The following is a 24,052-nucleotide window of genomic DNA, read 5'->3' as shown; positions in this document are numbered from 1 at the left end:
TATTATTTTAAAGTTTTACATGGATGACATGATCCAAAGACTGATCATGTCATCCTGTGATTTTAAAGCTTTTGGGCAACGGACACGGTAAATATTCCAAACTCATCGATACATTGATCCACTTTTTTAAAGCCTGCTGCTTCAACGAGGGCATCCATTTCAGCCTGAGAACGTAAACGCATGACCCATGCATCACCTTCACGATGTGAGGTTAGGGCGCGTGCAATAAATTCTTGCTGAGGATGCCAAATTTGACCTGTATAAATTAAATAACCATCTTTGAGGATGGCTTTGTTTAAGCCTTCCAGTGATTGTCTCAGCAGGTCATTATCACTAAACAATTCATATAAGCCAGAAACCACAGCCAACGTCGGTTTTGGTTTGACTGAGGCGAGTGATTGCGTATCAAAAGCATCTGCTTGTACAAATTCAGCGACATCACTTAAGCCTCGTTCTGCAATCATTTGTTGCCCAGCTTGGACATTAATATCACTATAATCGCGCAATAAAATCGAGTCTGGGCGTTTCGGAAGTTGTGTAACCGCATCTAAAATATAACGACCGTGTCCTGAAGCAATATCCATAATTCTGAGTGGTTTACGTTTTTTGATAAGAATGTCAGCGTATTTCTGCACCAGATGTTCAATGTTCTGTTTACGGACACGAATACCACGCCAACCAATCGCATTGAGATATTGTCGGTCAATGATTTTACCGATTGGGTTGCTACTTTCAGTTTGATTGCGATAAACGAAGTCTAAAGTGCTACCTGAGTCATAGCCTGTATCTTCGCCAATTTTTAAGCCTTTAGACAATTGGCTACCGATTTTCAAATTCTTTTTGGTGATTTCCCAAAATGCATTCTTCATGGATTTCACAGGCAATGGAGAACTTAAGTTTTCAGCAATGGCACAACTTGAACCAATTTTATCTGCATTTAAAAGATCAGGGGCTTGATATTCCACAGCAAAACATTGCTGAATAAAACGACGGATTTTTTCAGTCGCTATATGACGGTCTTTTTCACCCAAAGTATCGTGAAAGAAGCCATCTAATATATGAAATTCTTTTTTGGGATGCGGTAGTTTTTGATAAAACTGTTGCTGCGGTTTTTGGAAGACCACAAAATCTGAGCCTGAACATAAAACTTGTGTTGGAACAAAGATATTTTGTGCATCCGCGACAATACGCTTTGATGCATCATACAGCCCCAATAACATTCTCACTGAAATGGCTTTGGCAATTTTAGGGTCGGTATCATAACTCTGCGCGCGTTGTTTATCATGCGTGAGCATATTGGCTTTGACATAACTTTGTATAAAGAAATTACCACGCAACTTTGCCATAACTCTTAAGCTTGGTTCAGCAAAGGGTACATATAATTTAATATCAAAAGCAGGAGAGGCTAAGCAGAGTGCACGAATTCTAGGCGCATAATCATGCACCCAAGTTGCAGCTAAAACAGCACCAACACTTTGAGCGACTACGGCAATATTTTCCGCAGAAATGGCATATTGTTGTTCAATATGTTGTACGAAAGCTTGAATGTCTTTGACACATGTAGAAAAGCTTGGCGCATCACCACGTTCACCGGGCGAATGACCATGGCCGCGTGCATCCCATGCAAAGAAATCGAAATCTGGTAAATTAAGTTCGTTAACTAAATGCGCCATACGCCCCGAGTGTTCATGGCCACGGTGAAAGAGAATAATGGCTTTTTTTGTTGTAGATGGTGTAGCCGTTGCCCAGTGTTGGTAAAACAGTTCGGTCCCATCATGACTGGTAAAGGTGTGTTGACTATTGTTATACATCGATATTTACCCTAAATAATAATATTACGGAATTGTCTTTAAACTATTTTTAATTCGGTTAAATATGGTGAGCAGAAGCAGTAGAGCAATGAGAATAAGAATGCCATTACAAATTCTACCGAGAAGTTGTAAATTTGTACTGACGTATGGAAATATCACAATAATAATAGCAATTAAACTGAGCCAAAAAGCGCGATCACTTTTACCCATTGGGCCATCGTAACGTCGTTCTTGGCCAATAAGTGGCGCCATTACACCTGTATATTCGCTGAGCAGGGCAAGAAAAACGACAAGCAATAATAGTTTTGCATTAATAAAACCAAAGGCAATAAAACAAAGATAGAGTGCAGTATCGGAAATAATGTCACACAATTCATTATAATAAGCGCCCAAGTTGGACTGCTGTTTAAACTCACGTGCTAACATGCCATCAATTGCATTGAAGGCCATACGAATGAGCATCCACAGTGGAAATAACAACAATAACCATGAAATAGGATGAGTTAGATAATAGCAATATAAGAAATAGCCTAAGCAAATTGAAATAAACATCGCCAATAAAGTGACTTGATTTGCTGTAATTCCAGATTTATATAACAGTTGTACAAAAGGTCGTAATAGATTTTGAAATGCTGGTTTTAATTGATAGATAGATGGCATCGTTTTAATAATTAATAATAGTTGTTGAAATTCTAGTCAGATTGCACAAGGTTTATCAAGTTCTATTAAGAGGCTAAAAATTAAATGATTTCCTTGTATGAGTTTTCGGTGTTTATATTCACAGCATCGTCAGGCAATATGATATGCGAACAAAAAAGCTCAAAGGCTTTGCAGCAGATTCTAAGAACATTATTGTATCTGTCAAATGCGGGGGAAATACCCCCAATGATTATGACTCTAAATAATGCCCCGATACTTTGACATAGTTTTGTGCTGAATACGGTAAAAATGCCAACTCTTTTTCTGTCAGAGGTCGAACTTTTTTGGCAGGACTACCGACATATAAGTAGCCACTTTCCAACACTTTCCCTGGTGGAACCAGTGTTCCTGCACCAATCATAACATCGTCAGGAATGATGACATCGTCCAAAACAATGCTATTGATACCAATCAAAACACGGTTGCCGATGGTACAGCCATGTAAGGTGACATGGTGACCAATGGTAACATCTTCACCAATGATTAAAGGCGAGCCATTTGGTTTATCTGCTTTTTTATGACTAACATGCAGCATTGCATGGTCTTGTACATTCGAGTTTTTACCAATCCAAATATGATTTACATCACCACGAATCACAGCAAAAGGCCACACAGAAACATTTTCAGCCAAGATGACATCACCAATCACTACCGACATTTCATCGATATAGCAGTTGTTGCCAAGCTGTGGAGTGCTGTTCAAATAAGGGCGAATATTTTTAGCCATTTTGGTGTTCTGCCTTTGCGTAGGTGCCCATTATAAAATAAAAAAGCACCCAGACCGAGGTGTGGATGCTTTAACTTAAGTCTAAATGTTGCTTAGAATAAGTTTGAGAAGAATTGTTTGATGTGGTCAAGCATACGTGCAAAGAAACCTGCTTCTTCAACATCTTTTAGCGCCACAAGTGGTTTTTCAGCAATTACTTTACCATCAAGGCTTGCTACATATTTACCAACCACTTGACCTTTTTTCAACGGTGCAGTCAGTTTCGGTTGAACCACCAGTTGTGTTTTGATTGCGTTGGCTTGACCTTTAGGCATAGTCACGTTAAAGGTTTCAGCTAAACCAATTTGTACGTCACTTTCTTTACCAAACCACACTTTTGATTTTGCTAAAACTTGGTTCGCAGCTTGAACATTTTTAGTTTCAAAGTTTGCATACCCCCACGCTAAAATTTCACGTGTTTGCGTTGCGCGTTCTTGCATGCTTGGCGCACCAAAAATCACAGAAATCAAACGCATTGGGCCACGTTTAGCCGAAGTTGTTAAGCAATAACCCGCTTCGTCAGTATGACCAGTTTTTAAACCATCGACACTTGGGTCAGTATAAAGCAGGGCATTACGGTTGCCTTGTTTGATACCGTTAAAAGTAAATTCTTTTTCAGAATAAATCGGATAATATTTTGAACTGTCGTGAATGATGTGCTGTGCAAGCGTTGCCATGTCTTTAGCAGTGGAGTAGTGACCTTCAGCAGGCATACCTGTTGAGTTCATGAAGCTGGTATTGGTCATGCCAATACGTTTTGCTTCAGTGTTCATCATGTGAACGAAAGTACCTTCGTTCCCAGCAATGTGCTCAGCCATAGCTTTAGATGCATCATTACCCGATTGAATGATAATGCCGCGTAACATCTCTAATGCAGTCGCAGTACCATTTAATGGCACATACATACATGATTCTGAACTACTACCACGACACCAAGCAGACTCGTTCATCCGAACTTTTTCATCTTCGGTTAGCTCACCCGCCAACAACTTTTGCTCAATAATGAAACTTGTCATCATTTTTGTCATTGATGCTGGTGCTAATTTTTCATTTTCATTTTTAGATGCGAGGATTTGCCCAGTCTCATAATCCATCAGCACATATGATTTATTATTTAGTTCTGGTGGTGAAGATAAGACAGTTGCTGCAAATGAAATGCTTGGTACGAGTAATGCCGCAGCAAGGGCGCTTTTTTGAATCATTCTAAGGGGTTCCGATTTCTTTAGTATAAGCACGAGAGCTTTGCATTTTAGGACAAAGTTCTGCCGACTTCTACGGGAGAAATCGGCTTATTTCAAAGATATTGTAACCAATTGGTATTATTTGCTGTAAGTGCTCAATTCTTTACAAATTTCTTGGTTTTTCGCTTTGCCTGCTTTTTTCGCATCGGCTTGAGCTTCGGCTAAAATAGGCTTAAATTTTTTCTCTTTGCTAAGACTTTTAAGGTATTCAGTCGGGTTTTTCTGTTGCGGTAAATACTCTTTGGCCAAAGTATTGTAGCCATTTTCAAACTGACTCTGGTCTGAAACGAGACTTGGACAAACTTCTGATAGGACATAAATTGCAGCCAACTCTTGCTGCGTCACTTGTTGCAGTGGAGTCACTTCAATATTTTCGTCTTTATTGGCTGCATGAGCCGAACCGATGGCAATCAAAGAAGAACCACAAACTGCCAAAATCACTTTTTTCATTACATTCAAATTCATTCTAAACCCTAAGTGCATACATGTTGTTGCCATAATAGGATGAGCTTAAACAAATTTTAAGTAAATGTAAGCGCAAAAATGTATAGAAGCTGTTGAAGTCGCTTCATTGTTTTTACATTTTTCCGTCCAATAAAAAAAGGATGAATAACCCCATTATTCATCCTTTTTTGCGATATAGATGTAGAACTTGAATTAACCTTCAAAGTTTACAACGTCATCACATACTGACTTTTGTTCTGCTTTGTCAGTACCCTTTGCATCTGTACGAGCTTCTTTCAGAATCGACTGGTATTCGCTGTCTGACTGTAATTTTGCATAGGTCATCGACTTATCTGAGTAGTCTTGTAAATAGGTTTGAATTAAAGTTTGAATGTTGCTTTCAATTTTAGGGCCTTGACCCACCAAAGCAGGGCAAAATTCGGTCATGACTTGCGCTGCTGCAATATCTTCTTTCACGATGGTGTTGGCTTCTTCTGTGCTTAATCCCTCTAGTGCAAAAGCAGATTGAGAAATCATGATAGCCATGCCTAATCCGAAGAAATTACGTAATGTTAAGCTTTTAATCATTTCTAAAATCACATATTTATGGTGGATGCGGAGACTCAATATATATATTTTCAGTTAGAATTCAATGAAAAGTTCTGACCAGTCATTTTTTAATAAAGTTTTTTGTTTTGGACCTTTTAATCGCCGATGATCATCCTAACGACTTCTAATCTTCTGTTTTGGCGGTCTTTAGGATGAGCTGCTTGTTGGTGCAGGAATCATATTTAGGGATAAAAAATACTGACGATAGGTAAGCAGTGAATCCACAATAGCCCTTAGATGAGAGCTACTGAGTCTTGAGTTTGATAGTCACCATGTTCAAGATTGGAGAGCTAAAAAGCACTATAAGCTTCGAATAGCCGTAATCTCATCTTGTGTCATGTCGAGTGACTCTAAGAATTTTTGATGCCACTTAATCATATCTTCTTTTGATAAACCTGCTGCGATCATAATCTCTACCCATTTGGCTTTATTCACGAACTTTTCCTTTAATAAAATGGACTTTTTCAATAACTCAATGATAGCTTTTTGATGAGCTCTTAAGTTATTGATCTCTTGTTCCAATGCACGAAAATGATTTTCCAAGATCTGCCCTTGGGATATGCTAAGTGGTTCTAAAAGCAAACGAATATCTGAAATGGATAGTCTGTAAGAACGGTAGGAGATGATGCTTTTAAGACGCTCACTTTCACCGTACCACCGGTATCCATTTTCAGCGATTAAGCTTGGTTTTAATAAACCCTGTTTCTCATAACAGAGAATAGTCGTTCTGGATAACCCGAGTTTTTTCGCTAAGCGAGATACAGTAAGCATAGTTTCCATCATTCGTTCATTGTTCCATTAAGTTAAACCCTTTACTTATAGACGGGTCAATCAGGTAAATTCAAAAATATCGCAAATTAAATTGATGCGAACAGAACATTTGTCATGGCTTATTTTACAGCTGTCTTTACGAGTAGCGAGCGACAACATGAGCTTAGCTGTTTAACGCAACTCAGCTTGGTTTCATGGTCAATATACGATTTATAAAGCGAATAAAAAGTCTATAGATGTTGTGGTGTTGAAAGCCATAAACAGCCTTTATGGGCGAGGTCTTTGAAATTTAAGATTGATTTCAGTTGTGAGCACTATTATTCAGCATAGACAAAAGAATAAGGTTTGGTGCGTATCATGACTGAGGAAAAAACACTGCATGAGGTGCTGAGCAAAGTACCTGAAGTCACTTTGCTGTTTTGGATTATTAAAATTGCGGCAACAACACTGGGTGAAACAGCGGGGGATGCCTTATCCATGTCGCTTAATCTGGGATATATCGTAAGTACGGGTATCTTCGCCGTTATTTTTGCAATATTCGTCGCAGCACAGATTAAGGCCAAAAAATATAATGCATTTTTTTATTGGTCTACAATTATTGCAACAACAACTCTAGGGACAACTATAGCGGACTATGTTGATCGTACCTTAGGACTGGGCTATTTAGGTGGCAGTCTAATCTTATTTGGTTTACTTATTTTATCTTTATTGGCATGGTACTACAGCAGCGGGTCAATTGCGGTACAAAGTATTCAATCTTCTAAAAGTGAAGCGTTTTATTGGCTGACCATCATGTTTTCCCAAACATTGGGCACAGCGCTAGGGGATTGGACAGCAGATACGCAAGGGCTGGGCTATACCAGTGCAGCACTTATCTTTGGCGGTTTACTTTTATTGCTGACGATGCTTTATATGTGGACCAAAATCTCTAGAACTTTCTTATTTTGGGCTGCATTTGTACTCACGCGTCCATTAGGTGCCGTATTGGGGGATTTCCTAGATAAGCCCATTAGTCACGGAGGGTTGGATCTGAGTCGATTTGGCGCATCCTTTGTTCTATGTGCTTTTATCGTTTTTTGTTTGGTGGCTTTTAAACCCAAAGCAGCAGCGATTGCTCACTAAATAAGATATCAGGTTGAACATCTGCTCAATGGAAGATGATCAATACAAAAATCGCTATTATTCATTGTGTTTCTTAGTGCAGAACATTTTTAAATTTTATGATCTGAATAGAGAGGGCTTTCATTTGAGGGCTATTTCAAGTTTTAGTCATAGATGTGTCATTTTATAGCTAGAAACTTGAACCTTATTCACCCTCAGATATTTTGTACTGCCGTTTAATGTTTTGCGTTTTCACTCCCCAAATGGATGAGGCCGTTCTACTTTGGTGATGCTTAAAACTTTTTATGCTATCAAACACTTCCCGCACCTCCCAGATAAAAGGGTCGAGGCTTTGCTTGACCTCAAAAGAAATGCAACCTTCTTCTTGATGAGTTAATTCAATATGTGCTGGAAGGAGTTCTATCACCATACGGACTTCTTCTTTAGACACACAGATTAACAGGCCATTGAGTTTAACCATAGGACTCCTTATTGATCTCCGACATTGTTAGCGTTGGTTTGTTTAGCCGAATTCATCTCATGTCTGACGCGACTAATCTGGTCATATATGACTTTGCGCATTCGGTTTATCGCACCCAGTGGTTTATGTTCAGCTAATGCATGCCATGGTGTAAAGGATAGATTTTCACAAAACTTATTTTGCTCAGGGGTATCAAAAACTTGCTGAGGAATACGAATTGTAGCCACCTTATAGAAAGGAGCTTGGTCTTCTTTCCATTCCGTCATCGAGTCTTCAACAGACATTGAGCTGGATGTCCGATGTTGTACTAAAAACTCCATGCAAGCATCACGATCTTGTAAGGTCGTTCGAAGTGCCGCTCTTAAAAAGTCCTTTTGAGGAGTAGCTGGAATCGGGCTAACAACGCTTGAACATGCACGAGCAGAGTACTTTACTGCTTGACGATGCGTGCCGACTCCTAACTGATAGGGCACCATAGACCAGTATCTGGTTTGCAAAGGATTTGAAATTTTATTTCTAGTGCTCAAGGCAATCCAAGTTCCTTTGGCCCCTAATGCAAAAGGGACATGCAGTTTTTTTAGAAATCGATCGCTATTGATATCTTGCATAAATGATAGATAACGAGCGGGGTCATTTACAAAGAATACAGGGTGATTGATCATAACGAAATCTTGCGTAGACGCAGGTTCATCTAAAAGGTTTTTCTCTGGCACGGCTAAAAGTTTGATTGCCATGCCACGTGCATCTTTTTTTATATCCGCTTGTTTTGCATTACTCGATCCATTCGAAAAACGAATCCACGCTTGATAAGTTTTTCCCGGAATAAAAACACCATGGGCCATGTTTTGAGGCAATGTCTCATTTATCTTAAATTCTGCGCGTACGCAACCATGTGCTTTAGGATGCGCATCACGTAGCGCGATATCTGTGGAATATTGTTTTCGGATCGTCATTTCAATGATGTTCGCGATTTCCTTAGCGGTAGCGGCCTCATTCGGATAAAGACTTTCATTTAGACCATGATCTACATCTGGGTATATAAAATCTTTAGGAGAAGTCAAAATTACAGGTGGTGTATTCGCTTCTACGTTAGCGGTGATACCTGTGAGCAATATGGCTTGAAAAAGTAGACCTAAACGCATAGGTTTTGTGGAGTTAGGCATTGATTGTCTCCTTGCTCTAAAGCTGGATTTTTTAATTTTTAGCCTGATGATATGAACTTGTTTAGCCTTATTTAATACACAGAATCATGATTATATCTGTGGCATTTTTTTATTCCTGGCTACTGTCTAGAAAAATCTTAATGAGGGGCTACTCTGAGAGGTGATGAAAATTTGACATTGGTTTAAAATTTATTCGATGATGTTTATCTCCCCTAAAACTTATAATGATTATAAAAGAGAACGAGCATGAGCGAAAAAAATCAATGTCATGAATGTTTAGTCTGTGGGCAGAAACTCCTCATTAAAAACCTCATTCCTATGGAGGCAATACGAAAATCTATTACCGAAGAAATTTCACATGATTTTCCAGAATGGTCGCCTCAAAGTTATATATGCCAAGCAGACTTAACCAAATATCGAATTCAGTATGTTCATTCCCTGTTAAAGTCTGAAAAGGGGGAAGTGACTGATCTTGAATATGAGGTGATTAAAAGTTTGCAACAACATGAAGTGATCACCAAAAATGTTGAAAATCAGTTGGATCAAAATTGGACTTTAGGGGAAAGGCTGGCAGATAAAATTGCGACCTTTGGCGGTAGTTGGGCTTTTCTCATGTGCTTTGCGACTTTCCTAGCCATTTGGATTATTGTCAATACAGTGGTCATGGTTACGCACCCTGCCGATCCATATCCCTTTATTTTATTAAATTTAATTTTATCCTGTATTGCTGCGGTTCAAGCTCCTGTGATTATGATGAGCCAAAATAGACAGGAAGCCAAAGACAGATTGCGTTCGCAAAACGATTATAAAATTAATTTAAAGGCAGAGTTAGAAATTCAACACTTAAATGAAAAACTAGATCATCTGTTGATGCATCAGTGGAATAGGTTAGCCCAAATACAAGAAATACAACTGGATTTGTTATCCGAAATGAGTAAAAAACGCGAATAAATTGGCTTAATATCAAAACACTTAAAAGCACTTTCTGTAATAGAACGTATGCTTAGCTTCTTCTGTTTTTAGGCTCTCTCTTTTTTTGCACTCTGCTCATGCAAGATTAAAGTACTCACCCAGATCAATGATTTCATCTTTTCAGATTGCCTGATCTCAATGTATAGTCTTTCTGCATCGAGGACTCTATAGCTTTTCTTTTAGCTTTAACGATTTAGTTTTTTTTAAGCTACCCGTAAATCTACCTGTTTTAATTGCAGATTAAAAAGACGAAGACGAGTGCAAAATAGATGTATAAGGCTTTTACCGACTCATATAGATTTAAGAAGATCCATCAGTGAATATTTTAATAGCCAATGACGATGGTGTTTTTGCACCAGGTATTCAAGCGCTCGCACATGCTTTACGTCCATTAGGTCGCGTGGTGATTGTAGCACCTGAAAGTGAACGCAGTGGTTTTTCCAGTGCTTTGACTTTAGATCGCCCCTTACGTCCAATCGAAATTGCACCCGACATGTGGGCAGTCAATGGCACACCCGCGGACTGCGTCTATTTGTCCATGAATGGCTTATTTGACTTTGAGTTTGATCTGGTTGTGAGTGGCATCAATAGCGGGGCAAACTTGGGTGATGATGTACTCTACTCAGGTACAGTTGGAGCAGCATTTGAAGGGCGTCTAATGAAACAGCCAGCCATTGCGGTATCACTTGCGGGCCCTGAAGTGCGTTCGTACAATCGTCCAGAAGATTATCATCATGCTGCACAGTGGGTGCATGACTTTGTGAAACAAGGTTTGCCAGCACTGCCACCACGCCATATTTTAAATATTAATATTCCAGATGTCGCTGAGTTACAGGGCGCTAAAATTACTTATCAAGGACGTCGTCGTCAGTCTAAGCCGATTACCAGTCATGTTGACCCACGTGGTCGTCAAGTGTACTGGATTGGGCTTGCAGGTGAAGCTGTGGCAGAACCGAAAAGAGGCTATGATGAGGTGGAGTCAGACTTTTTCGCCGTGGCGAATGGTTTTGTCAGTATTACGCCTATTCAGATGGATGCAACCAACTATGAAGTTTTGCATGCATTACAAGGACAAATAAGTGCTTAAAAGGCACTACAGCTGAGCAATACAAGGAATGTATTCAGCTGTTTGTTATAACTTTGTGAAAATACGCGCAGAGATACTATTTTCACATACTTTTTTGCTAATCTTAGCGCAAATTAAACTGATTATTTTTTGTATTTTTAGAGAGTAAGATAAATGTCTGTGTTGTCTCAAATTCGTTTCATTGCAATTCCTACAGCACTACTGAAAACTGTCGTGTTATCCACAGCTGTAGTTTCAACTGTTATTTTGAGTGGTTGTGCTTCTAAACCACAGGTTAACAATGCAACACGTTTTGCGAAAGCACCAGACTATTATACAGTTCGTTCAGGCGACACGCTGAGCGGTATTGCAACTCGTTATGGGCTGAGTTATACCTCTGTTGCAGACATGAATGATATTGCTGCGCCGTATCGTATTTATGTGGGGCAGTCATTACGTTTAAAAGGCTCTGGTAGCCCACGAACAACTACGACGCAACCTATTACACAAACGGCTCCAATTCAACGTCAAAATATTGGTCTCCCGAGTCAAAATACGACCACCACAACTACAACAACTCCTGCTAAAGTACCGACCGCACCTGTTGCGAGCTCGAAAAGTTCAACTTTACGCTGGGTAAAACCAAGTATTGGCGCTGTTTTGCAAGGTTATAATTTAGCAAATAATGTAAAAGGTATTCGCTATGCTGGTAACCAAGGTGATCCAATTTATGCAGCAGCAGATGGCCAAGTGGTGTATGCAGCAGACGGATTGAAAGAATATGGAAACTTAATTTTGATTAAGCATATTGATGGTTATATCACAGCATATGCACACAACAGTGCAATGAATGTGAAGAGCGGTCAAAATGTGACGGCAGGGCAGAAAATTGCAGAAATGGGCTCCACAGGTGCAACACGCACCATGTTAGAGTTCCAAGTACGCTTAGATGGCAAGCCAATCAATCCGACTATAGTTTTACCATTAAATTAAAAAATCTGGATGCAACGCAAAAAATTCACCGTATAATACAATGAGTTGTTTTTATCAAATAGATGAAAACTTCTCATGAATCCAGAGAGAATTTTATGTTAGATCAACTACGGGCAATGGGTGTTTTTGCTTGTGTTGTCGAAAAGAGTTCATTTAGTGGTGCCGCGCGTGAGTTAGGCATCACTACAAGTGCTGTGAGTCAGCAAATTCGTTCTTTAGAGCAAGAGATGGAAGTTGTTCTTTTACATCGCTCAACAAGAAAGTTGAATTTAACTGAAGCAGGCCAGGCTTTTTTCCACAGCTGTCAAGAAATGCTCGCCGCTGCTGAACGTGGCAAAATACGTATCAATGAATTGCGCGATGATCTCGTGGGTGAGTTGCGAATAGCCACTACACCAGAGTTAGGTGCCAATCATGTGATTCCTGCTTTGTCGCATTGGATGTCTGCACATCGTGGATTATCTATTCATATTGAAGCAGATAATCATTATGTGGATTTGATGAATGGGCGAATTGATATTGCCCTCAGAATGAGCCCAACAGTTGATGATCAAAGTGTACATGTCGTGCCACTGGCGCGTGTGGAACAGATTTTGGTTGCTTCACCGAGCTATTTGAATCAGTCTGCACCAATTTCACGACCTGAAGATTTGAAAAATCATGATCTTATTCCGATCACGATTATGAAGAACAATCATGATTTTGATTTTAAAAATGTGGTGACAGGTGATGCGGTTAAACTTGAGATGAAATCAAGAGTAGCCAGTAATAATATTTTAGTGACAAAGACTTTATGCCAACATGGGCATGGGGTTGCACGTATTTTATATTTGGATGTGCAAAAAGAATTGGTTAACGGTTCTTTAGTGGAAGTTCTTCCAGAGTGGAAGCTCCCTAACTTTACGCTATATGCCATCATTTCAAAGCATGAACAACAGCCGATGAAGATCCATCGTTGTTTGGATGCATTGAAACAATACTTTTGCCAACTACCCGGCGGTCGTATTTACCAAGAAGCAAGCTAATTCGATAGAGATTGTAACTGAAGATCAGTCAACCCATACACATGCTTATAAATTTTAAATGACATAACTACATAATTTGAGTTAAGCGGTTCACATGGAACCGCTTAACATGGAGAGCAGTAGAGAAAGGCCAAAGCACTTGCGTCTGTTGCTCTTTATTTTTTCCTTCAAAAAAAGCAATACTTTTATTTCAAGCTCAAGCTATCGAAGCCTATTCAGCCTGATCTTGTGTTAATTCTAAAGCACGTTGGTAAGCAATTTTCTTTTTGATGCCGGTCAAATCAGCCGCTAACTGTGATGCAGCTTTCACTGACAAATCTTGTAAGAGACGCGTTAAAAGCTGGTCGAGTTTTTCTTGTGCCATATCTTTTTCAGTGGTCGCGCCACCAACAACCAATACAATCTCACCTTTTTGTTGATGATGATCGTTTGCAATAAATTCAACCAACTCACCTAATGTCATCTTTTTGATGGTTTCAAAGGTTTTGGTAATTTCACGGGCAAAACCGACAGGGCGGTCAGCACCAAAGACTTTAGCCATGTCACTGACACTGTCTAAAATACGATGTGGTGCTTCATAAAAAATAAGGGTTTGCGTTTCGTCTTTGAGCTTTTCCAAACTTGCCAGTCGTTGGGTTTGTTTAGAAGACAAAAAACCTTCAAAGCTGAAACGATCACTTGGTAAGCCCACTGAGCTTAAAGCTGCAATGGCAGCACATGCGCCCGGTACAGGGATTACACGGATATTATGCTCTTGTGCCGCACGAACCAATTTAAAACCTGGATCACTGATAAGAGGCGTTCCTGCATCACTGATAAGCGCCATATCTTCACCTTTCAATAAACGCTGAATAAGAATGTCAATTTTGTTGCTTTCGTTATGATCGTGGCATGCAGTAAGTGGAGTTTGAATATTAAAGTGTTTCAGTAATTGTGCTGAAGTTCGTGTATCCTCAGCAGCAATGATTTTGACTGATTTTAGTACATCAATTGCGCGGTAAGTCATGTCATCTAAGTGCCCAATAGGGGTTGCGACTACAAATAACTGGGCACTCATGGGTTTTCTCCGCGTTGCAAAATAATAAAATGATGGGTGAGGTTGGATGCTGTGTCGCATTCAACCGATACCGCGATAAGCATTCTACCTGAATTGTCCGTCGTGGCGTGAGCTAGAATGTTGTCGGCGATGGATTTGCAGGAGTCGGGAAGACATTCGATTGAAATCTAAACGCCAAGAAGGCTTTAAAACGTAGAATGAAATGAATTGTTTGGTTCGAGAGACTCACAGCAGTGGTTTTAAACATCAAGACGTAAGATTTTTGATCGAAATTGAGTTTTTCGAAATGTGATGATTAAAAAAATAAAAAACGAAATGGGGGACGATAAAGAGATGAAGCTGGGACAATGGGCAGAGCAACAAGCTTTGACTGTGTTAGAAGAACAGGGTTATGTTCATATACAGTCCAATTATCACTCGCGCTTTGGTGAAATCGATCTGATTGTACATAAAGGGCAGGAATTGGTTTTTGTGGAGGTCAAAGCACGCTCAAAAACGCGTTTTGCGCAGGCTATTGAAACAATTTCCTATTCAAAACAACGCAAAATAGCAAAAACGGCCATGTTATTTTTACAAGATCATCCACATTTCCAGCAATATTATTGCCGCTTTGATGTGATTTGTTTTGATTTTTTTAAAGAAATTGCAAAAACCATACAGCAAGATTTTTCAAAATTCACTTATGATCAGCAATGGATAGAAAATGCTTTTACTTTTGATCAAGACTTTATTAATCTTTGAACAAAATCAAAGCTGAAATGCTGAATTAAAATAGTTTGAAAAGTTGAGGAGTCTTGCTGAGTGTTCAATCGTATTGCAATGACCGTATTATGCGTCGCAAGTTTATCTGGATGTGCAAGTTTCATTTCGGGTGGGACAGGAACAGCCGCTGTAGGAACAGAAAGCGGTGCACGTTCATTAGGGCAGGTCTTTATTGACTCTTCAATTGAGCGTACTGCAAAAATTAACTTATATAAATTGGACAGTCGTTTTAAACAGTCACGTGTCAATATCGAAAGTTTTCATGGCAATGTCCTCTTAACAGGACAAGTACCCGATCAGCATTTACGTCAGTTGGCTGAAGACAATGTACGGGCGATGTCGGATGTCAAAACCGTGCATAACTACATTACAGTTGGAAACCAAATTAGTTATAGCACCATCATGCAAGATACCTCAGTTACGGCAAATACACGTGGCTTGATCATGAAAGCTGCTGTTGTTTCAGATGCGAAAGTGCGTATTCACACCGAAGATGGCGTGTTATATGTGATGGGACGTTTAAATGGTGCTGAAATTACCGATTTAAACCAAGTGTTACAGCAAGTGGGGAATGTGACTAAAATTATCACACTGGTGGATAATATAGAGCAACAGTCGCAAACGACCAGTGCATTTGCATCACCAATGATTAATTCAACACCGACAGAGCAAACGCCTGTTGCGATAGACCCAGACCAAGTTGAGCCAAATAATGTTCAATAAGCTTCAGCCTTTTGTTCAAAGACTGAATCGTTCGGTAGAGTATGCAAGATTACTCTATCGTGACTTTCGTATTTATGATGTCGGTAGTTATGCCCTAAACCGCTTAACACCGCGTAAGGGTTATTCGGTCCAAGAGAATGTGGCCTATGGGTTACGTGCGCGACACCGTTTAGATTTGTTTCGTACACAAACACCGCGTGAACACCGGCCTCTGATTGTATTTGTGCATGGCGGTGCATGGATGCATGGCGATAAAAAAGATTATCGTTTTATTGGTGAAGCCTTTGCCAAAGAAGGCTTTGATGTGGCGGTGATTAACTATCACTTGGCGCCTGAGCATATTTTTCCTGCCTCTATTGATGATCTCAGCTTGGCTTTAAATTATCTCAATGTACATCAACTTAAATATCAAATTTCGACTGAAAAAGTGGTGTTGATGGGGCATTCAGCAGGCGCATTTAATGTGATGTCTGCGCTCTATCATCCGAAGCCATATGAAATACAATGTCGCAGTCAAATTACCGCTATTATTGGTTTGGCAGGGCCTTATCATTTTGACTACAAAGGCGATCCAATTTGTGCAGATGCTTTTGATCAGAACAGACCTTATCAAGAAGTGATGCCATATTATTTCGTTGAGTCGAATACGGTTAAACATTATCTATTGGTTGCGGAGAATGATGATGTCGTCGGGTTGAGCAATGCTGTTGATTTGGATCGTAGGTTGAAAGAAAAAGGTAACTACAGTCAACTTTGGACGGTGCCACGCATCGGTCATATTTCAATGATTGGTTCAGTATCGAGTTTGTTTAGTCGTTACTTCACGACCAAGCAAAAAATTATGCAGGCGCTAGAGGATGCGCTTAAGCACTAATTGGGTTTTAAAGTGTATTTGTTGTAGAGATGGTGAGTGAGCTTACAGCCACTCACGTGTATCATCTGCGACCGTTGTGCCTTCTGTCGCATGCATGATCATGGCATGTGCAATGCTGCCCTTGAACGGAATTTCAGGCAGTTGATCAAACTTAAAGAATTGGGCATCACTGATTTCTTCTTCTTGTAAGCAAAGTTCACCCGATGCGTATTCTGCTTTAAACGCAATCATTAAGTTACTTGGGAAAGGCCAAGGCTGACTCGCCAAGTATTGAACATTTTTAACTTGAATGCCGACTTCTTCCAAGGTTTCGCGGCGTACCGCTTCTTCTAAAGTTTCACCGACTTCAACAAAGCCTGCAATCAAACCATACATATTGGTACGGGTATTACGCGCATTTTTTGCCAACAAAATTTCATCTTCACCTCGTGTAATGACGGTGATGACACAGGGTTGTACCCGTGGATACTGATGATAACCGCAGGCAGGGCAGATCATGGCATATTCGCTGGCATGTGCTTCTGTGGCGTGGCCGCAATGACTACAAAATTTATGATTGCGACGCCATTCTAGCAGTTGAATAGCTCGGCTGGCCTGTTCGAATTGTTTGGTGCTCCAGAGTGGAAGCAACTGGCGAATTGGGATGAGTTCTAAGCCTTCAGGAATCGGCTCATTGTCTAGCAGGTCTCGGGCAATCACTTGATCACCCGAGTGAAAACTTAAATCACTTGCTAGCTTTTCTACACGAGGCAATTGAAAGTTATGGTCCACCAACAATTGCTGTTGGTGGAAAATATAAGCAAGTGAAAGTTCTGACATTAGGCAACAATCTTTAGTTTTTGGCTACTGTTCAATGCTACATCAAACATACTGTGTAATACAGGCTGTTTGTTTTTTAAGTTATCAATCAGCATATCTGCACTTGCGAGTGCATCAAGTACATGATTCACCTGAGCAGCAGTGAGCGCAGTTTCAGCCGTGATTTGTTGTTGCACAAAATCTGCTGAAATATTCAGGGCTGTTTGACCATTTTCTGCGCCTAAGAACAACATTGCGCCCGCAACTTCACGTAGTTGCGCAGGAGTATTCTCAAGAACAGTTAAATCTTGCTCTTGCTGATATTGCGCCAACGCTTGACTACTTAAGTCAATAGACGTTTTAGCCTCAGTCAATAAAGCAGCATGGGCTTCATCTAAACGGTCTAGTGAAATATTCATGTTGTTCACACGAAGCTGTAGGCGGCTTGAAGTATGGTGACGTTCTAGCACGCCAATCGAGTTCATTGCCGACAAGATCACGTTCATCAACTGCTGCGCAAAACCTTCATCTTTCAGCATATCTGCTTGACTAAGTGATGCTGCTTGACGGTTTAAGTCATTTTGCGCTTCATTTAAGTTCAATACTTTGAAGATGTTCGCCAAATCGACCAGTTTTGCTTGGAGCTCTTGGGTTTTCTCAGGCGTCATGTTTTGATAGTTGTACTCAATGTCATTACGGATTTGCGACATTTCGCTGGTCACCAAATCACTAATGGTATGCATCGTGTCGAAATCAGGACCATACAGATGACGACTGAAAACTTGCAACTGCGTATCTGTGAGCAGGTCGTCGCCAATATTGAGTTTGCCACGGATGTGTTGAGACACTTCGTCTTCTTGGCTGATACACAGGCTGAGAATGTTGGCAAGATCCGTGAGGCTGGCTTTGAAACGTTCAGGCGCAGTAAGGAACTGTGCAATGTTACGTTCGATGCTAATCAAAGTACGTAAACGTGGTTCATTAATGAGTAATTGTTCAATTTGATTGAGTGCAACATAGACCAAGTTCCAATACTGTTTACTCGGTGTTTGTTCTGCTAGACCTGCTAAATAAGTGCCCACCAATTTCATCGCTTGTAAATCAAGTTCGCTTTCTTCTTGTTTCAGCATTTGACTTAAAGACAGCTTGTACAGGCGATGAACATATTGAGATTTTTCAAGACTTGGTGCTTGAGGGAGGCTGAAATCTGGGGTGATGCAGTCTAGTAATGACTCGATGTGCTGACCTTCTTGTGTTAAAGGCTTTGCTAATGCAATTTCAAGACGGTTTAAGGTATCGAGTAAAAACTGTGGAATTTTCACTTCTCTTAAGCAAATGAACTCAATATAGCGCTTCAGCATGGTCGTGCCTTCGCTGAGTGCAATCACATCTTGCGTATTAATCTGTGCAGGATTCCCCATGATCTTGCGCATAAGCTCTGCCGAATATTCAGCAATTTTGGCCAAGCTCGACATATCAATCAAGGCAAGCACTTGAGCACATTGCTCAAATTGGTTTAATGCATCGTCAATTCCAAAAGGTAAAGTCTGATCTTCTGCTAAGGTGCTCACAGCTGATTCAACCAGCTTAATGGAGTTATCCACTTCATTTTTTATTATCAGCAGCGCCGTTGGATCAAAATGAATAGAGGTTTGGTAAGACATTGATCTGCACCTATCCTAGTGTTTTATCGTGTTTATATGCGGCCCAAAGAAGGCATAGCAACTTGTTCATCACTATAGCCTAACTGAAAAATCTTGTAATACAAAAGTTAACAAAAACTTTAGAATTTATTTGGCAAAAAGGCAGGGTGTGCCATGTTTTTCTTGGTATTGTTTGACCCAAGTCTCATGTGCTTCAAGTTCTTTGGCTGAAGGGTGAATTACCGCCAGTTCAATATCCAGTGCTTGACGCTGACTTTGCCCATTTTGTTGTTCACTATGTGACAAGGCATCCATATCAAAGGAAACCTGACCACCCGTCATGGCCAAGTAAACATCGGCTAGAATTTCAGCATCCAATAAAGCACCATGGAAGGTACGGTCACGCTGTGGAATTTCGTAACGGCGAACTAAGGCATCGAGTGAGTTTTTCTGCCCCGGATGCTTAGATTTGGCCATCGCGAGGGTATCCGTCACCGCACAAACTTCAGAAAGTGCAACAAATCCTGCACGCTTGAACTCCATGTCTAAGAAGTTCATATCGAAGCTTGCATTATGCGCAATGATTTCCGCACCTTTGAGATAGGCAAATAATGTGCCAGCAATCTCTTGATACAGCGGTTTATCTTTTAAAAAGTCATCAGAGATACCGTGGACATTTTCAGAGTCGCCCACAGGTTTTTTCGGGTTGATGTAGATATGAATAGAGCTGCCTGTGAGCTTCCTGTTCACCATTTCAATCGCACCAACTTCAATAATGCGATCGCCATCTTGATAATAGAAACCGGTGGTCTCTGTATCGAGAATGAGCTGTCGAGGTCCAAAGACCTCAACCTTACGTGGAGTAATCACAATTTGTGGATGTTGTTTGAGTTGTGTTAAATCCACACTTGTTGCAACTTCAGGCGTTTGTTCAGTAGAACACTGAGTTGTTGTATCAAGTTCTGGTTCAGTGACTAAACTTGGCTCTTGTTCTGCAACGTCTATTTCACTTTCGGTTAAATCTTCGCTGTCATCGGCTTCTTCGTCATCGAAACCCAAACCAAAAGGGTCGTTTAACAACCAGTCTGGTTCAACTTTTTTTTTATCTACAGACGGTTCTGTTGTCGCTGTTTTAGACTGACGAAGTTGAGCCTGTGTTTGATCGGCACCGTGGTTCGCCAATTGATCTGCCATTTCATTACCTTCATGACCTGCATGGCCTTTGACCCAGTGCCAGTCGATATCACGGCCTTGGCAGGCTGCATCGAGTTTTTTCCACAAATCTGGGTTTTTAACATCTTTCCAGTTCTTCTTTTTCCAACCCGTAATCCACTCAGTAATGCCACGTTTGACATAGGTTGAATCTGTCCAGACAACCAACTTCGCGTCGGTTGGACAAAAAAGAATGCCTTCAATGGCCGCGGTCAGTTCCATACGGTTGTTGGTGGTGTTGTATTCACCGCCACACAGTTTATGTTCTTCAGTTTCTGTAATAATGTACGCGCCCCATCCCCCAAGACCAGGGTTTCCACGACAAGCACCATCGACATACAGGGTAATTGTTTGTGACATACACAACTTCCGTAAACTGAAAATAAAACTAAGCGGGCACCATTGTATAACGCAAATGCACTAGAGAAGTGTATAAGATGCAGCTTTTTTAATTTCTTGTAACATTTATACTGATTTGAAGTTAAATTAACGCCTTGTGTCTGCGGCGTGCTTTACTACAATGGCAGATCTAAAAAATAAATTTTATACGAGTTGTTTGGATTTTCTTATGTATAAGTCAGCTGCCATTTTTGGCCAACCGATGTTACCGACATTATTTAAAATTACAGTACTCGGTTCAGCACTTGCGACACTTGGACTGGCTGGTTGCTCCTCGACGCAAAGTGCAACGCAAACATCTAAATCCAAACAAGTCGGATCGAACTACTTAGACGCAAATAGTCTAGATTCTTTAGAAGATTTACTTTCTGCAACAGACATGCGTGCGGTGGAAGGGGATCGACTGTTGGTGTTAAAGCACGGTGACGTTTGGAAGCGTATGACCGTGGGCTTTAAAATGAACAGCGATCATTGGAATCCGCGTATTGATGCACAGCGCGGATGGTTCATTTCACGCCAACCGTATTTGGATCGTTTAAGTGCACGTGCTTCACGTTATTTGTATCACACCGTTAAAGAAGCCGAGCGTCGCGGATTACCAACAGAGCTGGCTCTACTGCCTGTGATTGAAAGTTCGTATGACCCTGCTGCAACCAGTAGTGCTGCGGCTGCGGGCTTATGGCAGTTTATTCCAAGTACGGGACGTATTTATGGCTTAAAACAAAGTAGCCAATACGATGGTCGACGTGATGTGGTTGAGTCAACGCGTGCCGCGTATGAGTTCTTGGGGAGTTTATATAACCAGTTTGGTTCGTGGGAACTTGCGCTAGCAGCTTATAATGCAGGTCCGGGCCGTATTCAACAAGCGATTAACCGCAATAAAGCAGCGGGTTTACCAACGGATTATTGGTCGTTAAAACTACCTGAAGAAACCATGAACTATGTGCCACGTTTCTTGGCGGTTGCGCAGATCATTAAAAATCCAAATGCCTATAACATTAATTTACCGCCGATTGCGAACCGTCCGCACTTTAGAGAAGTTACTGTGGGCGCGGTGAGTCTAAATGAAGTAGCGTCGATTACAGGTTTAAGTCGTGCCGAGCTGTATCAGTTAAATCCGGGACACCGCGGTGAATGGATTGATGGTACAAGTCCAATGCGGATTTTAATTCCTGCGGATCTGAGTCCTTCAGTGGATGTACGTTTGAAAAAATTACAGGGTGGTTCAGATGGCTTGTGGGCATCTGCAAATACCAAATTGCCTGAAAATAATCAAACGATTCAACCAAGCAAAATTGAACCACCGACGTTAAATACCAAATCGATCACACCGTCGAAAACTACACCACCTGTTTTAGCGACGACAACAACAAAAACTACAACAGGGAAGCCTACCACTTCATCTGCGGTTACGTCGTCGAGCAGTACTGCTATTGCGTCGCCGCCTCGTGGTTCAACGCCTAAGGGTTCTAATGCCCTCGCTGCTTTTGCTGCCAATAGCGATATTCCAAGTGCGCCGCGTATTCCCGTTGCGGTTACGCCAGCGACTCCAGTGAAACCAGTTTCCGTTGAACCACCAATTTCAGCAGCAGAGCGTGAGCAGTTAACCGCGGCAATTCAAGCCGAAGGTCAAAGCAAAACTGTCGATGAAGTTCTGAAACCCGTTGCGACGAAAGCAGAGCAAGCTGAAGTGGTAGCTGAAATTCAGGCTTTAGCCCCTCAAGGCACAGAAATTGTAGATCCTCTGGATGGTAAAATTAAGCTGACTGCAATTCAAACCAGTCAGTCAGTGGCTGAACTGCAAGGCAAAGAGTTAACCAAAGGTTTTGCTTATCCAAAGTCTGTGGCTGACAATACCCGCTTGGATTCAGATGAAGTGAAACGTAATCAAGGCAAAAACTTTGTTAAGACTGACTCTGAAATTGTGATTGTGCCACCAAAAGGTAAACGTTCAACTTATACCGTACAACCGGGTGATACTTTGGCGCTGATTGCGGCAAAAAATGGGGTGAACTGGCGTGATGTGGCGAAGTGGAACCAAATGGATGCCAATGCCACGCTTTATGTCGGTACATCGATTTATTTATATGATGCAAAACCACAAACTGAAAAAGTAGAAGTACGTTCTACCGTGAAAGCTGAGACTAAACCCGAGAGTTATACTGTTCGTGCCAATGATACCTTAACCGGTATCGCGGATGAATTTGGTTTAAGCTTAAAACAGTTGGCTGACTATAACGGTTTAAGCGTAACGAGTGGTGTACGTGTGGGGCAAAAGCTTTCTTTAAAAGAAACAGCTCAATCCCGTACTAAATCCAACGATGAAAAAACCAGCAGCCCAACCAAAGTGGCAACCCAGTCTTATACCGTGAAACGTGGTGAATATCTGAAATTGATTGCAGACCGTTATGCGCTGTCAAATCAAGAATTGGCTGATTTAACACCAGGTTTAAATGCGGGCAGCAACCTGTTGGTTGGACAAAAAATTAATGTGCCACTCAATGATGTCAAAGGCTTAACGACAAGTAGTGCCAAAGCATCTCCAGTTAAAGCCGAGCCACAGTTCAAAGTCGAAAGTTATAAAGTACAACGTGGTGATACATTGTATAGCATTGCATCACAGTCGAAGATGAGCCTGTCGGAGTTGGCTGATCTCAATAATCTGTCAACCAATAGCGGCTTGCAAGTGGGTCAAAGTATTAAGATCCCTGCGGGTTCAACCGTGCCAGATACTTATACCGTTCAGTCAGGAGACTCATTAACTGCGATTGCTTCGAAATATAATTTGGGTATGGATTATATTGCTGACCTCAACAACATGAGTCGTACAGCGGGCTTACGTGCAGGTCAAAAACTCAAATTAACCGGTGAAGTGCCTGCTGTTGAAACGCCGAAAACAGTCGAAAAACAAACCACTGCAAGTAATAACTCAACCGATATTCACGTTGTGAAATCGGGTGAAACCCTAAATAGCATTGCACGTAAATATCATTTGCAACTGAACTATTTGGCTGAATTGAACAACCTGAGTCGGACGGCGAATGTTCGTGTCGGTCAGCGTTTGAAAATTGAAGGTGATGTTGATTCAGCTCCAGTCAAAACAGAAACTGTGGCAGCAAAATCACAAGCAACTTCAGGTCGAGCAACTGAAGCTTATAAAGTGAAGTCAGGCGAGTCGTTAAACTCAATTGCAAGCCGTGCTGGGATGTCGGTGTCAGAGCTTGCTAGTTTAAATAACCTGAGTGCACGTGCAGGCTTACAAGTTGGGCAGACCATTCAAATCCCGAAACTGATTACGCAGTACACAGTAAAACGTGGCGATACCTTAATTGGACTGGCAAGTCGTTATGGTATGGACACTTCGCAATTGGCTGAGCTCAATGACATTAAACCGAATACGCAGTTGCGCATTGGCGATGTAATTAAGGTGCCGAACTAATAT

Annotated in this window: 22 protein-coding genes; 9 read left to right on the top strand and 13 right to left on the bottom strand. The window is 41.0% G+C overall.

The genetic code is table 11. The features are described 5' to 3' along the window. Positions 1 to 62 precede the first annotated feature (62 nt). The 7 genes from AXW61_RS12085 to AXW61_RS12055 form a co-directional block, all read right to left on the bottom strand. Positions 63 to 1,811 carry a bifunctional alpha/beta hydrolase/class I SAM-dependent methyltransferase gene (locus AXW61_RS12085; protein WP_062034484.1) on the bottom strand — a complete coding sequence of 583 codons (1,749 nt, stop codon included), beginning with the start codon at positions 1,809 to 1,811 and terminating at the stop codon, positions 63 to 65. Positions 1,812 to 1,835: 24 nt separating this feature from the next. Beyond that, entirely contained in the window at positions 1,836 to 2,471 is a 636-nt protein-coding gene (locus AXW61_RS12080; RefSeq protein WP_062034483.1) for a CDP-alcohol phosphatidyltransferase family protein, read from the bottom strand. A 229-nt stretch (positions 2,472 to 2,700) separates the two neighbouring features. Next, positions 2,701 to 3,237 (bottom strand): gamma carbonic anhydrase family protein, encoded by a 537-nt coding sequence (locus AXW61_RS12075; protein WP_062034482.1) that lies wholly within the window; start codon positions 3,235 to 3,237, stop codon positions 2,701 to 2,703. Positions 3,238 to 3,329: 92 nt separating this feature from the next. Beyond that, on the bottom strand, positions 3,330 to 4,478 hold the full coding sequence (gene dacC, locus AXW61_RS12070; protein ID WP_004694204.1) for a D-alanyl-D-alanine carboxypeptidase PBP5/6: 1,149 nt from the start codon (positions 4,476 to 4,478) through the stop codon (positions 3,330 to 3,332). A gap of 117 nt (positions 4,479 to 4,595) precedes the next feature. Continuing rightward, positions 4,596 to 4,982: a hypothetical protein gene (locus AXW61_RS12065; RefSeq protein ID WP_004694202.1), complete on the bottom strand. Its 387-nt coding sequence runs from the start codon at positions 4,980 to 4,982 to the stop codon at positions 4,596 to 4,598. A gap of 192 nt (positions 4,983 to 5,174) precedes the next feature. Beyond that, positions 5,175 to 5,549 carry a hypothetical protein gene (locus AXW61_RS12060; protein ID WP_010326344.1) on the bottom strand — a complete coding sequence of 125 codons (375 nt, stop codon included), beginning with the start codon at positions 5,547 to 5,549 and terminating at the stop codon, positions 5,175 to 5,177. A 321-nt stretch (positions 5,550 to 5,870) separates the two neighbouring features. Further along, complete coding sequence (locus AXW61_RS12055; RefSeq protein WP_081408300.1) at positions 5,871 to 6,353, bottom strand: MerR family DNA-binding transcriptional regulator; 483 nt, start codon at positions 6,351 to 6,353, stop codon at positions 5,871 to 5,873. A gap of 345 nt (positions 6,354 to 6,698) precedes the next feature. On the opposite strand from AXW61_RS12055, the gene AXW61_RS12050 reads away from it, so the two are divergent. Then, a complete protein-coding gene (locus AXW61_RS12050) occupies positions 6,699 to 7,463 on the top strand; it encodes a hypothetical protein (RefSeq protein WP_062034481.1) in 765 nt (254 codons plus the stop codon). Positions 7,464 to 7,647: 184 nt separating this feature from the next. Here the strand turns inward: AXW61_RS12050 and AXW61_RS12045 are convergent, their stop codons facing one another. Together AXW61_RS12045 and AXW61_RS12040 are read right to left on the bottom strand one after the other, a co-directional pair. Further along, the gene (locus AXW61_RS12045) at positions 7,648 to 7,923 is read right to left on the bottom strand and encodes an antibiotic biosynthesis monooxygenase (RefSeq protein ID WP_062034480.1); all 276 of its coding nucleotides are present in this window, start codon (positions 7,921 to 7,923) and stop codon (positions 7,648 to 7,650) included. Between the two features lie 8 nt (positions 7,924 to 7,931). Continuing rightward, positions 7,932 to 9,086, bottom strand: coding sequence for a catalase family protein (locus AXW61_RS12040; protein WP_062034479.1), 1,155 nt, complete (start codon positions 9,084 to 9,086; stop codon positions 7,932 to 7,934). A gap of 246 nt (positions 9,087 to 9,332) precedes the next feature. Here AXW61_RS12040 and AXW61_RS12035 point away from each other — a divergent pair, with 246 nt between their 5' ends. From AXW61_RS12035 to AXW61_RS12020, 4 genes are all read left to right on the top strand, one after another. Beyond that, positions 9,333 to 10,037 carry a DUF1003 domain-containing protein gene (locus AXW61_RS12035; protein ID WP_062034478.1) on the top strand — a complete coding sequence of 235 codons (705 nt, stop codon included), beginning with the start codon at positions 9,333 to 9,335 and terminating at the stop codon, positions 10,035 to 10,037. Between the two features lie 337 nt (positions 10,038 to 10,374). After that, on the top strand, positions 10,375 to 11,145 hold the full coding sequence (gene surE, locus AXW61_RS12030) for a 5'/3'-nucleotidase SurE (RefSeq protein ID WP_058869283.1): 771 nt from the start codon (positions 10,375 to 10,377) through the stop codon (positions 11,143 to 11,145). 153 nt (positions 11,146 to 11,298) lie between these two features. Next, on the top strand, positions 11,299 to 12,117 hold the full coding sequence (locus tag AXW61_RS12025) for a peptidoglycan DD-metalloendopeptidase family protein (RefSeq protein WP_062034477.1): 819 nt from the start codon (positions 11,299 to 11,301) through the stop codon (positions 12,115 to 12,117). Between the two features lie 95 nt (positions 12,118 to 12,212). Beyond that, complete coding sequence (locus AXW61_RS12020) at positions 12,213 to 13,142, top strand: LysR family transcriptional regulator (protein WP_010326350.1); 930 nt, start codon at positions 12,213 to 12,215, stop codon at positions 13,140 to 13,142. Between the two features lie 211 nt (positions 13,143 to 13,353). On the opposite strand, the gene rsmI is transcribed toward AXW61_RS12020, so the two are convergent. Next, positions 13,354 to 14,199 carry a 16S rRNA (cytidine(1402)-2'-O)-methyltransferase gene (gene rsmI, locus AXW61_RS12015; RefSeq protein ID WP_062034476.1) on the bottom strand — a complete coding sequence of 282 codons (846 nt, stop codon included), beginning with the start codon at positions 14,197 to 14,199 and terminating at the stop codon, positions 13,354 to 13,356. 333 nt (positions 14,200 to 14,532) lie between these two features. Between rsmI and AXW61_RS12010 the strand changes: the two genes are divergently transcribed. The 3 genes from AXW61_RS12010 to AXW61_RS12000 are packed head-to-tail and all read left to right on the top strand — an operon-like array spanning position 14,533 to position 16,558. After that, positions 14,533 to 14,940 (top strand): YraN family protein, encoded by a 408-nt coding sequence (locus AXW61_RS12010; protein ID WP_062034502.1) that lies wholly within the window; start codon positions 14,533 to 14,535, stop codon positions 14,938 to 14,940. A 60-nt stretch (positions 14,941 to 15,000) separates the two neighbouring features. Beyond that, a complete protein-coding gene (locus AXW61_RS12005) occupies positions 15,001 to 15,684 on the top strand; it encodes a BON domain-containing protein (RefSeq protein WP_005399779.1) in 684 nt (227 codons plus the stop codon). Continuing rightward, entirely contained in the window at positions 15,674 to 16,558 is an 885-nt protein-coding gene (locus tag AXW61_RS12000) for an alpha/beta hydrolase (protein ID WP_062034475.1), read from the top strand. The genes AXW61_RS12005 and AXW61_RS12000 overlap by 11 nt, the downstream gene beginning before the upstream one ends. Positions 16,559 to 16,600: 42 nt before the next feature. On the opposite strand, the gene nudC is transcribed toward AXW61_RS12000, so the two are convergent. The 3 genes from nudC to dnaQ form a co-directional block, all read right to left on the bottom strand. Continuing rightward, positions 16,601 to 17,377, bottom strand: coding sequence for an NAD(+) diphosphatase (gene nudC, locus AXW61_RS11995; protein WP_062034474.1), 777 nt, complete (start codon positions 17,375 to 17,377; stop codon positions 16,601 to 16,603). Beyond that, positions 17,377 to 19,020 carry a hypothetical protein gene (locus AXW61_RS11990; RefSeq protein ID WP_062034473.1) on the bottom strand — a complete coding sequence of 548 codons (1,644 nt, stop codon included), beginning with the start codon at positions 19,018 to 19,020 and terminating at the stop codon, positions 17,377 to 17,379. Before AXW61_RS11990 ends, nudC begins: the two co-directional genes overlap by 1 nt. Before the next feature lie 126 nt (positions 19,021 to 19,146). After that, complete coding sequence (dnaQ, locus tag AXW61_RS11985) at positions 19,147 to 20,571, bottom strand: DNA polymerase III subunit epsilon (protein ID WP_062034472.1); 1,425 nt, start codon at positions 20,569 to 20,571, stop codon at positions 19,147 to 19,149. Positions 20,572 to 20,779: 208 nt separating this feature from the next. Here dnaQ and AXW61_RS11980 point away from each other — a divergent pair, with 208 nt between their 5' ends. Further along, positions 20,780 to 24,049, top strand: a complete 3,270-nt coding sequence (locus AXW61_RS11980) for a LysM peptidoglycan-binding domain-containing protein (RefSeq protein ID WP_062034471.1) — start codon at positions 20,780 to 20,782, stop codon at positions 24,047 to 24,049. Positions 24,050 to 24,052 lie beyond the last annotated feature (3 nt).

The organism is Acinetobacter sp. BMW17, from assembly GCF_001592855.1.
GTDB lineage: Bacteria > Pseudomonadota > Gammaproteobacteria > Pseudomonadales > Moraxellaceae > Acinetobacter > Acinetobacter johnsonii.
The sequence above is the reverse complement of the archived record's forward strand: the minus strand, read 5'-3'. Positions and strand labels throughout refer to the sequence as shown.